Here is an 11,442-nt window from a genome sequence, read left to right as displayed (position 1 = left end):
TGCTGAAAACTAGACAAAACCAATTATGCCGCACGCACACATGTGGGTAATGCCACAGAAAGCACGTACGCTTACAACCAGCAGCGCAGGCGGTTGTAGAGCAGGCCACGCACGACCAACGAAGTCAGCATCATGCAAAGGCAGAGGCATGCTGCCATCTACCGCCGGCTTTCAACTTGTAGAAAACACACGGAACGACTTCCGCCCAACCCCTTGTTGATGCACAACCACATTTTGCCACATACAAATGGTGCAGCAATTAGCCAACAGCGATTGGAGTTCGAAAACCATTTACTTTCAGCAACAAATGCGCAACGTTGCCATGCGCTTAAACCTAACAAACACACAAACTGCCCATGAGGGCCTACCTACCGGCGCATCAAACGCCGCCAAGATGCAGACTATCACAAGCTGTTTGCCCAATCAATTTGGTGTCTTTTATGGTTGCCAAGGCATGCGCGGCCTAAACCCAACCCACCCAGCTAAGGGCAGGTAAGCCCAAAGCCACACAAGCGCGTAAGCTTTAAACGCACAAGCCCATTAACGCACGTTCTCATTAAGCCAAATGAACAATGTCGAGAGTTTGCTCGAACATTGCCATGGCGAGGAAACGCACCTTTCGAGGAACGAGGGAAGAACGGTCTCGTTAAGCCAAATGAACAATGTCGAGAGCTTGCTCGAACATTGTCATGGCGAGAAAACGCACTTTTCGAGGAACGAAAAAAGAACGTTTGGCATGGCACCTATACCAGTTGGTCATAATACAAGGTGTTGTTTGCCCACCCAAATTCCAAGTGCTGAGTGCGTGATGCTTGCAAAACTACTCGTGGTTGTATGGATTGGAGCAATGCTATGGTGCTGTGTCAAATCGTAACCGTTTGTCTTTGCAGGCCTGACAGTTTGTAAGCTTATTGCCTGTTCCTGTCGTAATCATGTCGGTCGAAACTCCATCTAGTCTTAAAACGGATAACCCCATGTCGGAATCCTCGTTCGGCATGAAACGATGACAAATAAAAGAAAAAACACTTTTTTTGTAAAATAAAGTTGCTTTTGTTTCGTTAGCTGTGATATAATAAGTACATTTGCAAAATAAACCTTCTAAACAAGAATATGTATGGCACAATTATCTGACAGACTTAATCGGCTATCGCCTTCGGCAACACTCGCTATGTCGCAAAAAAGTAGCGAAATGAAAGCTCAGGGTATCGACGTGATCAACCTGAGTGTGGGAGAGCCGGACTTTAATACACCCGACCACATCAAGGATGCGGCCAAAAAGGCTGTGGACGAGAACTATTCAAGATACTCGCCCGTACCTGGTTATCCCGAACTGAGAAAGGCTATAGTAACTAAGTTGCAGAAGGAGAACGATTTGGAATATGGTCTTAACGAGGTGATGGTGTCTAACGGGGCTAAACAATGCGTGTGCAACGCGGTGATGGCCTTGGTGAACAACGGCGATGAAGTGATTGTACCTGCACCATACTGGGTGAGCTATCCGCAAATGGTAAAGCTTGCCGGAGGTACACCTGTGTATGTGAACGCCGGTTTTGAGCAGAACTTCAAGATGACGCCACAACAGTTGGAGGCCGCCATCACGCCTAAGACGAAGATGCTTATCTTGTGTTCGCCCAGCAACCCAACAGGTAGCGTATATTCTAAAGAGGAGTTGAAGGCTTTGGCAGAAGTGATACGTAGGCACGACGACCTCTATGTGCTGGCCGATGAGATTTACGAACATATTAACTATGTGGGACGCCACGAAAGCATCGCCCAGTTCGACGGCATGAAAGAAAGGTGCATCATCGTTAATGGCGTTTCAAAGGCTTATGCCATGACGGGATGGCGCATTGGCTACATGGCCGCGCCCGAGTGGATAATAAAAGGATGCAATAAGCTGCAAGGACAATATACCAGCGGCCCATGCTCGGTGAGCCAAAAGGCGGCTGAGGCTGCTTACACGCTCGACCAAGGTTGTGTGGAGGACATGCGCTTGGCTTTTGAACGGCGTAGAAACCTCGTTGTGAAACTGGCAAAGGAGATAGAGGGCCTCGAAGTGAATGTTCCCGAAGGCGCGTTCTACCTCTTCCCCAAGTGTAGCAGCCTCTTTGGTAAGCATACCGATGGCTATGTGATAAACAACGCTACCGACTTGGCCATGTATCTGCTGGAAGTGGGCCATGTGGCAACCGTTTCGGGCGACGCGTTCGGCGATCCGGAGTGTATTCGGCTTAGCTATGCCACAAGCGACGACAATCTTCGCGAGGCAATGAGGCGAATTAAAGAAACGTTAGCAAGACTTGTATAATATTGAGAATTGTGACAAAAAGCCGTTTTTTTCCTTTATAATGGTGCGTTTATGCTATTTAGCAGACTTGTTAGTAACTTTTCGTCGTTAAAACTTCTTAATTGTATTTCATTTTATACATTAATGAGTATCTTTGCGTGACCATTAAGGACAAAAGCCCAACAACAAATCAGCATTTGGACGAACGTCTATACTATAAGGAACAAAATAAACTTAAATATTTATTAACAACTAAAATTTAAAAAATTCAATTATGGCAACACAGAAAACAGCCAGCCCTGCTAAAAAGTCTCAGGGCTTTCAAGGAATTAGAGCAGCATTTTGGGTAATCGTTTGCTGCTTCATCATCGCTGCATGCTTCTTCAAGTTCTACTTGGGTAGCCCGGCTCACTTCCAAGGTGGAGATAACGAAGGACACCCACTCGACATTTGGGGAACGATATACAAGGGCGGTCTTGTGGTTCCTGTAATCCAGACTTTGTTGCTCACCGTGCTCGCACTCTCTGTTGAGCGTTGGTTGGCATTGCGCACCGCATTCGGAACGGGTTCGCTCACCAAGTTCGTAGCTAACATCAAGGCAGCCCTTAACGCCAAGGACTTCAACCGTGCACAACAACTTTGCGACAAGCAAAAGGGTTCGGTAGCCAACGTTGTTTCGGCTTCGCTGCAAGCTTACAAAGCAATGGAAACCGTTCACGGCATTAAGCTTTCGCAGAAGATTGCTAAGATTCAACAAGCTCACGAAGAGGCTACACAACTTGAAATGCCTACCTTGCAGATGAACCTTCCCATCTTGGCAACCCTCGTAACGCTGGGTACACTTACCGGTCTTCTTGGTACGGTAACGGGTATGATCAAGTCGTTCCAGGCTCTGGCTGCCGGTGGCGGTGGAGACTCGCTGGCTCTGTCTGCTGGTATTTCTGAGGCTCTTATCAATACGGCCTTCGGTATTACCACTTCGTGGTTCGCTGTTATCTCTTACGGTTTCTTTACCAACAAGATCGATAAGTTGACCTACGCACTCGATGAGGTTGGTTATTCTATCGCTCAGACCTACGAAGCCAACCACGCAGACGAAGCTTAATTTTTTGCTAACCCTTTAAAATTTTATCACTATGGGTAAAGTAAAAATTAAGAAGAAATCCACTTGGATCGACATGACCCCGATGAGCGACGTCATGGTGCTCCTTCTAACGTTCTTCATGTTGACGTCTACTTTCGTCAAGAACGAACCCGTGAAGGTGGTTACCCCTGGCTCGGTGTCGGAGATTAAGGTGCCCGAGAAGAGTGTGCTGAATATCCTTGTCGATAAGACGGGCAAGATATTCATGAGTATGGACAACCAAAACGATACGCAGGCCGTACTCGAAGGCATGAGCGAGCTTTATGGAATGAAGTTCACACCACAACAGGTGAGCAAGTTCAAGAAAGACGCCATGTGGGGAGTTCCGATGAACTCTATCCAACAATATCTCTCGCAATCGGAAACCGAAATGGCTCAAACACTCAAGAACTATGGCATTCCTACCGACAGTATCGACGGTAAGGAAAGCGAGTTCCAACTTTGGGTGAAAGAGGCACGTAAGGTTAATCCCGACGTGAAACTGGCTATTAAGGCCGACGAGAAAACGCCCTACGCCTTGGTGAAGAAGGTGATGTCCGAACTCCAAGACTTAAGCGAAAACCGTTACTATCTCATTACATCGTATAAAAAGGTGGAGGATTAAAGAATGGCAGAATTAGTTGAACAAGGAAAAGGCGGCGGAAAACAAAAGAAAAAAGACGTCCGCGTCGACTTCACCCCTATGGTGGACATGATGATGCTTCTTATCACGTTCTTCATGCTCTGTACCTCTTTGGCCAAACCGCAGACGATGGAATTGAGTATGCCTAGTAACGATAAGAATATCCAAGACGATGATAAGACCGTGACCAAAGCCTCGCAGACAATCACAATCTACGTGGCCGGTAATGATAAGATTTATCACGTGGATGGTTTGCCTAACTACAACGACCCCTCTACAATGAAGGAAACGACATGGGGGGCCAAGGGCATCCGTGACATATTGATCAACCATGAAACGGAAGACGGTACGGTGCCTGTAAGGAAAATCATGCTTGCCAAACAGCAACTGGATAAGAAGAAACTTGAAAACCCCAAGTTCACACAAGCCGAGTACGACAAGGAATTGTCTAAACTCAAAAGCGGTGAAGTGGATGGACAGAAAATACCAACGCTGACCATCATCATCAAAGCTACCGACAAGGCTTCTTACAAGAACTTGGTGGATGTTCTCGACGAAATGCAAATTTGCAGTATAGGTAAATACGTTATCGACAAAATCAATCCCCAAGACAGCGAACTGCTGAAAAAGAAGGGTATTGAATAAGCCGGTGGCATGTTAATTATTAATAAGAAAGGAGAAAACTATGTCAAAGATTGATTTGGTTGACGGCGACTGGGTAGACCTCGTGTTTGAAGGCAAAAACCAAGCGTATGGTGCGTATAAGCTCCGTAAGGGAACCACCAAGCGCAACATCCTCGCCATGATCTCTATCCTTGCTGCTGCAGTATTGGTGTTCTCGATTGTTGCCATCAAAAGCGTAATCGAGGCTAGCCGAGGAAAGGTTGACGCCACTCAGGTTACGGAGATATCTGCGCTCAACCAGCCAAAGAAACAGGCTGAGGTGAAACAGAAACCCAAGGTTAATACCGAACCTGAGAAGGTTGTTGAGCGTGTGAAAAGTTCGGTGAAGTTCACCGCACCCGTAATTAAGCGAGACGACCAGGTGAAACCTGAGGATGAAATTAAAACACAAGAAGAAATCATGTCTACCAAGACAGCTATCGGTGCTCTCGACGTGAAGGGTAACGATGATGCTGCTGGAGAGGTTCTCAAAATCAAGGAAGCTGTGGCACAGCCCGAGCCCAAACCCGAGATTGAAACGAAGATCTTCGAGGTGGTTGAGCAGATGCCTCAATTCCCTGGTGGCGATGCCGCATTGATGAAATTCTTGTCGGACAACGTGAAGTACCCTGTCGTAGCACAGGAGAACGGCGTACAAGGACGTGTTGTTATCTCGTTCGTTGTGGAGCGCGACGGCTCTATCACCGACGTGAAGGTGGCTCGTTCGGTAGACCCCTCTCTAGACCGCGAGGCCGCTCGCGTTGTTAAGAGCATGCCCAACTGGATTCCAGGTAAGCAGAATGGTTCGGCTGTACGTGTTAAGTACAACGTTCCTGTTTCATTCAGACTGCAATAGCATTTTATGAGAAAAAGCATAACATCTTACACAATCGTAGGATTAGCACTGTGTAGCTTTGTTCTTGCCGCTTGTGGAGAAAGCAAGCGCAAGAACGGCCGCACGGACACATATTCGTCAGGGGTGATTAGTTTCGCCTCTGACGAAAGTTTTAGTCCCATCATCGACGAGGAACGCGAGGTGTTCCACGCTGTCTATCCCCAAGCCACGGTCAATCCCATTTACACAACCGAGGGCGAAGGTATCACGCTCTTGCTTAAAGATAGCGTCAGCCTCGTAATCACCAGTCGTGATTTCAAAAAGAAAGAGTACCAGAGCCTTTACGATAAGCAGTTCCGACCACAAACCATCAAGTTGGCTTACGATGGGTTGGCGCTCATCGTAAACAAGAACAATGTCGACACTTGCATTTCTGTTAAGGACATCGCGCGTGTGCTTCGCGGCGAGGCGAAGAATTGGGGCGACATCTTCCCCGGTTCAAAGCGGGGCACCATCACGGTGGTTTTCGACAATAAGCGGTCTAGCACCGTACACTTCGCCGAAGACTCCATACTTGGCGGAAAACCCATCACCAACCCCAATGTCGTTGCAACGAACAAAACGGCCGACGTGGTGGACTACGTTGAGAAGACTCCGAATGCCATCGGCATTATCGGCAGCAACTGGCTCAACGACAAACGAGATAGCACCAATCTCACTTTCAACAAGAATATTCGTGTAATGTCGGTAAGTAGAAAAGACAAAGGCACGCCAGCCAACAGTTGGAAACCTTACCAATATTATATATATAACGGTAATTATCCATTGATACGAACCATCTACGCCCTTCTCAACGACCCTTATCATGGGCTGCCTTGGGGATTTGCGCAGTTCATGGCATCGCCCAAAGGGCAGCTTATCATCCTTAAATCAGGATTGTTGCCTGTGCAAGGTAACATAACCATAAGGGATGTTAATGTTAATCAATAGATAAAACAATTGGAGCCTTCTGTCGTCTAAGAAGGTATAGGCATGCTTGCGGCAGGTTGCGAACTTGCCGTAACGCATCCCTTACGTTGAACTTTCTCATGTTGCTCGCAACGTAGGCACAGGGGTAGAACAACGAACAACTGACAAATGCGCAAGCACTGACGCAAGGCATGCGCTAGCTGTCAGCTCAGAAAGTAACGAACGCAAACAGTAAAGCGTTTTGCAGAACACGCTAAGAGTATTATAAGAACGTAGGATTATGAAAACAGTTAAATATCTTTTACTAGGTGCGTTGGTGGTAGGTATCAGCGCGCCGCTCATGGCGCAAGACAATAAGTCTACCATCGACGCCATCTCTAAGGTAATTATCGCCAACCCCGCTGCGGCAAAAGACCAAGTTAAAGAAGTGTTCAAAAAGAACAAGAAGAACGCCGAGGTGTTGGCTGGTATTGGACGCGCCTATTTCGAGGCCAAGGATACGGCAAATGCCAAGCAGTATGCCAACCTGGCTATCAAGGCCAACAAGAACTACGGTCAAGGTTACATCCTCTTGGGCGACATCGAGGTGTTGAAGGATGATGGCGGTGCCGCTGCTGCATGGTATCAGCAAGCCATTTATTTCGACCCAAAGAACCCCGAAGGATACTTCAAGTATGCCAACATCTACCGCGGACGTAGTCCCGAAGAAGCTGTGGCAAAGCTTAACGACTTGCGTGCACAACGCCCCGACGTGGCTGTTGATGCTTTAGCCGGCCGTATTCTCTATGCCTCTAACCGCATGGAGCAGAGCTTGCAGTATTATGACAAGGTAACCGACAAGAGCAAACTCGAGGATGTGGATATTACCAACTATGCTACCGAGGCGTGGATGCTGCAAAAGCGTGATAAGAGTTTGGAAATGGCTCTGTACGGACTTTCGCGCAACCCACGTAAGGCCGCTTGGAACCGTCTTGCTTTCTATAACCTTACCGACATGGAGCGCACCGCCGAGGCTTTGAAGTATGCCGATGCTCTTTTCAACGCCTCTGACAGTTCTAAGTTCACGGGTTTCGACTACACCTATTATGGTACGGCTCTGAAGAACGACAAACAGTACGACAAGGCTATCGAGATGTTTAACAAGGCGATGGAAGAGAACAAGGGCAACGAAGAGTTGGTTAATAGTAACCGCAAGGCTCTTTCCGACCTCTATCTATCAAAAGAAGATTTTGATAAGGCCACCGCTTATTATGAGGAGTATCTCAAACATGCCCCCAAGACTACGGCTAGCGACATGGCAGGATTGGCTACCATCTACATGAATTTGGCTGCAAAGCAGACGGGCGACCAGCAGAAAGCTTCGTTTAAGAAGGCCGATGATGTTTATGCGCGTCTGGGCGAGAAGTTCCCTGCCAACATCGACTTCGCCAACTTTATGCGTGCTCGCATCAATTCCAATCTCGACCCCGAGACCAAAGAAGGTCTTGCCAAGCCTTTCTACGAGGCTATCGTAAACTCTTTGGCTACCAAAACCGACCGCGACAAGGCCGACAATGCCCGCTTGACTGAGGCTTATCGCTACCTGGGTTATTATTACCTTGTGAAGAACGATAAGGCAACGGCTGACGGATATTGGAAGAAGGTGTTGGAGATTGACCCTGAAAACGAAGCGGCTAAGCAAGCTTTGGGCGTTAAGTAAGTATTTATCAACAACTGAGTAGCAAATAGGTTGGTTCTAAAGTGCTCAAGCGTAAGAAGTGAAATAATACTTACGCAGAAGTGTTCGATTTCTAGAACAAACCTATAGCCAAACTTATAAGTAATCATTGGGGTGTGTCACATTTGTGTGGCTCACCCCTTTTCCGTTTTATCCTTTTACTTTTAGGAGTTATGGAGTTAAGGAGTTAAGCCAAATGCTTGGTTGCAGAGTGGACGATAATCCTTGTCAACTCGTTAACTTGTCAACTCGTTAACTAACATCCTAGTTAAAGGAGTTAAGCCAAATGCTTTCTAGTAGGAGTTATGGAGTTAAGGAGTTAAGCCAAATGCTTGGTTGCAGAGTGGACGATAATCCTTGTCAACTCGTTAACTTGTCAACTCGTTAACTAACATCCTAGTTAAGGAGTTAAGTCAAATGTTTTTTTGTGAGTAGTTAAGGAGTTAAGGAGTTAAGCCAAATGCTTTTTTAATGAGTAGCAAAGGAGTAAGTGGGCAATGAAGTTAAGCCAAGTGCATCGGTGGCGTTAGCCATTTTTTCACTCTTTCACTCTTTCACTCTTTCACTCTTTCACTCTTTCACCCTTTCACCCCTTCACCTCTTACCAAGATTTTTCCTCTTTAATGTTGTTTCATATTTCATTTTTTTGTAACTTTGTTGCGATGCCATAAACGTTTAATCCATTAAGCAAAAGCAAGTTTTTGCGTTGATTGTCAATGTAATCTGCCCACCAACATATACGCCAATGAAACCAAGATGCAGCATATTAGTCCTTTCTTTGTTTACTTGTGCGCTTTCGTACGCACAAGGTAAAGTCAATACAAGCGACAGTTTGTCTATCGACTCGCTTTATCGCGAACTACCCGAACTGGTTGTGAAAGGCGAACGCCCCACTGTTAAACTCGAAAGGGGCAAGCTAGTGTATAATATGCAGCTGCTTTTAGAGAAACTCCCTGCCGACAACGCCTACGATGCCATCACCAACATACCAGGCATTAGTGCAGCCGACGGCAGTCTAAGCTTGGTTGGCGCAAGCGTAACACTCATTATCGACGGAAAGGCCAGCACCCTAAGCCAAGCCCAAGCCATAGCAAAACTTAAAAACATGCCTGCCTCGCGGCTGTCGAAAGCCGAAGTAATGCTTTCGGCTCCTGCACAATACCATGTTCGCGGAGCTGCAATCAACATCATAACCAACGACTACGGCGGACAGCACCACACTTCGGGGCAGCTGCAAGCCACGCTCAACAAGTCGAAATATGCACGAGGCCTTGGGCAAGGCAACTTGTTGTATGCCAATGGACGCTTTACACTCGACTTGAATTATACCTTTACTGGCGGTAAAGGATATGCAGAGGCAGAACACTATGCCCAGCATCCGCTGAACGGAACGCGCGTGGCTTACAGCGACAAGACAAGCAACACTAGCACCGGAACATCCCACGACATCGGTGTTGACCTAGTCTATCGCTTTGCTGAACACCACACGGTTGAATTGTCCTATATTTCAAGCGCTAACTTCATTGACAGCAAAAACACGACAACGGGCAGCAGCGTATCTGCACAAAGCAGCGAGGGACACAATCTGCTGCACAACATCGGCCTATATTACACCCTGCCTTTCGGACTGCGACTTAACGGAACATACACCTATTATAGTTCGCCACGCAACCAATCTCTCAATGGACAATTGGGCGCAGATAGGCGAGTGGTGGCTGCAAAGAGCGACCAAACCATCCGAAAATGGCTATTCACGGCCGACCAGGTACACACCTTAGGGCGCGGATGGCAGTTAAGCTATGGTCTTGAATGGCAAACCACAAACAACAAAAGCTATCAAACCACACTCAACGATGCTGGCATAGTGATACCAGAGGCCACCAGCGAGGTGAACATTGATGAGCAACGCTTTAATGGTTACATAGGATTTAGCAAACAGTTTGGGAAAGGAGTCAGCCTAGAAACAACCCTAGCCATAGAGAACTATCATACGCCGCAATGGAACGATTGGCGTGTTTTCCCCACCCTGAACGCGGCATGGCAGGTAAACAGCTACCATACGCTGAACCTATCGTTCAACTCTAACGCCACTTACCCAAGCTATTGGAGCACGATGAGCCAGATTTACTACTCCTCTGCCTATTCTGAGATATGGGGGAACCCCTTGTTAAGGCCCTCCAAAAGCTACGACACGTCGCTGTCTTGGCTCATCAAAGGCCGTTACACCCTTGTGGCATTTGCCCATATCTGCAACGATTACGCTATACAATTGCCCTATCAGCTTAGCAATCGCATGGCGGTGGTGATGCAGGATGTTAACTTCAACCACCGCAACATCTTTGGCTTGCAGGCAATGGCGCGTTTTTCGGCAGGCTCATGGCTCAACGGCAACGTTTATGTTACAGGCATGTTCATCAGCGATAAGAACAACCACTTCTTCGATTTGCCTTTCAATCGCCAACGTTTCTCCATGCGGACAGGAGGCAATGTGTCGGCTCTGTTGAGCAAAAAAACTAATGTGCGCTTTTCCGTTAGTCCCACGTTCCAGTCCCGCGCCATTCAAGGGGTGTACGACATCAATGGCATGTTCTCCTTAAATGCCTCCATGCGGTGGGCATCTGCAAATGGAAAATGGAATGCAGTGTTGTCGGGGTTTAACCTAACCAATCGCCGAATGGTCACACATTCGGGCTATGGCAACCAAGATTTCGGCTTGCGAGTGGTGCAAGATTGGACAACCCTTGCGCTCAGCGTTATTTATAAGTTCGGCAACTACAAGGCCAAAACGAAGAAAGAAGTTGATACTTCCAGGATGAGAAAGTAAACATCCGCCCGTCCCCCATACACTCTCCTAAGGGATAACGCCCCCTACGTCCCCGCTCCGTGCGAATAGAGTAGGGGGTAGGAGTTGTTCTTTTACCAATTATAGTCAAACAGAATTGCTTTTGGAAAAATGTTGTTAGAAGAACGCAAGACGTGCGTAGCATGGCATCAACACAACCCATACGCAGAGGAAAAGGAGGACTTTACTTCTCACTCGATGTCGTTCGTTCGGGTATATAGAAGTGTTCCCAAGACACATCCAACACTTTCGCATCAAGACATTTACGGATAAAGGCTTCCCTCCATGCTGGACCAGCAGGCCTAATAGAATCCCAAAAGGCACTTGACTCCCAACGAACGTCTAAGATTATGCGTATGATAT

At 47.2% G+C, this 11,442-nt stretch carries 8 protein-coding genes; all 8 read left to right on the top strand.

The features are described 5' to 3' along the window. The first annotated feature begins 1,114 nt into the window (after positions 1–1,114). The 8 genes from HMPREF2955_RS06550 (at position 1,115) to HMPREF2955_RS06515 (ending at position 11,061) form a co-directional block, all read left to right on the top strand. Positions 1,115–2,308 carry a pyridoxal phosphate-dependent aminotransferase gene (locus tag HMPREF2955_RS06550; protein ID WP_019187404.1) on the top strand — a complete coding sequence of 398 codons (1,194 nt, stop codon included), beginning with the start codon at positions 1,115–1,117 and terminating at the stop codon, positions 2,306–2,308. A gap of 253 nt (positions 2,309–2,561) precedes the next feature. Next, the gene (locus HMPREF2955_RS06545; RefSeq protein WP_009231766.1) at positions 2,562–3,392 is read left to right on the top strand and encodes a MotA/TolQ/ExbB proton channel family protein; all 831 of its coding nucleotides are present in this window, start codon (positions 2,562–2,564) and stop codon (positions 3,390–3,392) included. 31 nt (positions 3,393–3,423) lie between these two features. Next, positions 3,424–4,035, top strand: coding sequence for an ExbD/TolR family protein (locus HMPREF2955_RS06540; RefSeq protein ID WP_070722017.1), 612 nt, complete (start codon positions 3,424–3,426; stop codon positions 4,033–4,035). Between the two features lie 3 nt (positions 4,036–4,038). Next, the gene (locus HMPREF2955_RS06535; RefSeq protein ID WP_070722015.1) at positions 4,039–4,698 is read left to right on the top strand and encodes an ExbD/TolR family protein; all 660 of its coding nucleotides are present in this window, start codon (positions 4,039–4,041) and stop codon (positions 4,696–4,698) included. A gap of 40 nt (positions 4,699–4,738) precedes the next feature. Next, entirely contained in the window at positions 4,739–5,572 is an 834-nt protein-coding gene (locus HMPREF2955_RS06530) for an energy transducer TonB (protein ID WP_019187400.1), read from the top strand. Between the two features lie 6 nt (positions 5,573–5,578). After that, a complete protein-coding gene (locus HMPREF2955_RS06525; RefSeq protein WP_070722013.1) occupies positions 5,579–6,541 on the top strand; it encodes a PstS family phosphate ABC transporter substrate-binding protein in 963 nt (320 codons plus the stop codon). 259 nt (positions 6,542–6,800) lie between these two features. Beyond that, positions 6,801–8,219 carry a tetratricopeptide repeat protein gene (locus HMPREF2955_RS06520; protein WP_019187398.1) on the top strand — a complete coding sequence of 473 codons (1,419 nt, stop codon included), beginning with the start codon at positions 6,801–6,803 and terminating at the stop codon, positions 8,217–8,219. A 763-nt stretch (positions 8,220–8,982) separates the two neighbouring features. Further along, positions 8,983–11,061: an outer membrane beta-barrel family protein gene (locus tag HMPREF2955_RS06515; protein WP_070722011.1), complete on the top strand. Its 2,079-nt coding sequence runs from the start codon at positions 8,983–8,985 to the stop codon at positions 11,059–11,061. Positions 11,062–11,442 lie beyond the last annotated feature (381 nt).

The sequence above is a fragment of the Prevotella sp. HMSC073D09 genome (assembly GCF_001814145.1).
In the GTDB taxonomy this organism is placed as follows: Bacteria; Bacteroidota; Bacteroidia; order Bacteroidales; family Bacteroidaceae; genus Prevotella; species Prevotella conceptionensis.
The sequence above is the reverse complement of the archived record's forward strand: the minus strand, read 5'-3'. Positions and strand labels throughout refer to the sequence as shown.

Coding starts and splice junctions, on each gene's coding strand:
- HMPREF2955_RS06550 (WP_019187404.1), top strand. CDS start 1,115: ATGGCACAATTATCTGACAGACTTAATCGGCTATCGCCTTCGGCAACA.
- HMPREF2955_RS06545 (WP_009231766.1), top strand. CDS start 2,562: ATGGCAACACAGAAAACAGCCAGCCCTGCTAAAAAGTCTCAGGGCTTT.
- HMPREF2955_RS06540 (WP_070722017.1), top strand. CDS start 3,424: ATGGGTAAAGTAAAAATTAAGAAGAAATCCACTTGGATCGACATGACC.
- HMPREF2955_RS06535 (WP_070722015.1), top strand. CDS start 4,039: ATGGCAGAATTAGTTGAACAAGGAAAAGGCGGCGGAAAACAAAAGAAA.
- HMPREF2955_RS06530 (WP_019187400.1), top strand. CDS start 4,739: ATGTCAAAGATTGATTTGGTTGACGGCGACTGGGTAGACCTCGTGTTT.
- HMPREF2955_RS06525 (WP_070722013.1), top strand. CDS start 5,579: ATGAGAAAAAGCATAACATCTTACACAATCGTAGGATTAGCACTGTGT.
- HMPREF2955_RS06520 (WP_019187398.1), top strand. CDS start 6,801: ATGAAAACAGTTAAATATCTTTTACTAGGTGCGTTGGTGGTAGGTATC.
- HMPREF2955_RS06515 (WP_070722011.1), top strand. CDS start 8,983: ATGAAACCAAGATGCAGCATATTAGTCCTTTCTTTGTTTACTTGTGCG.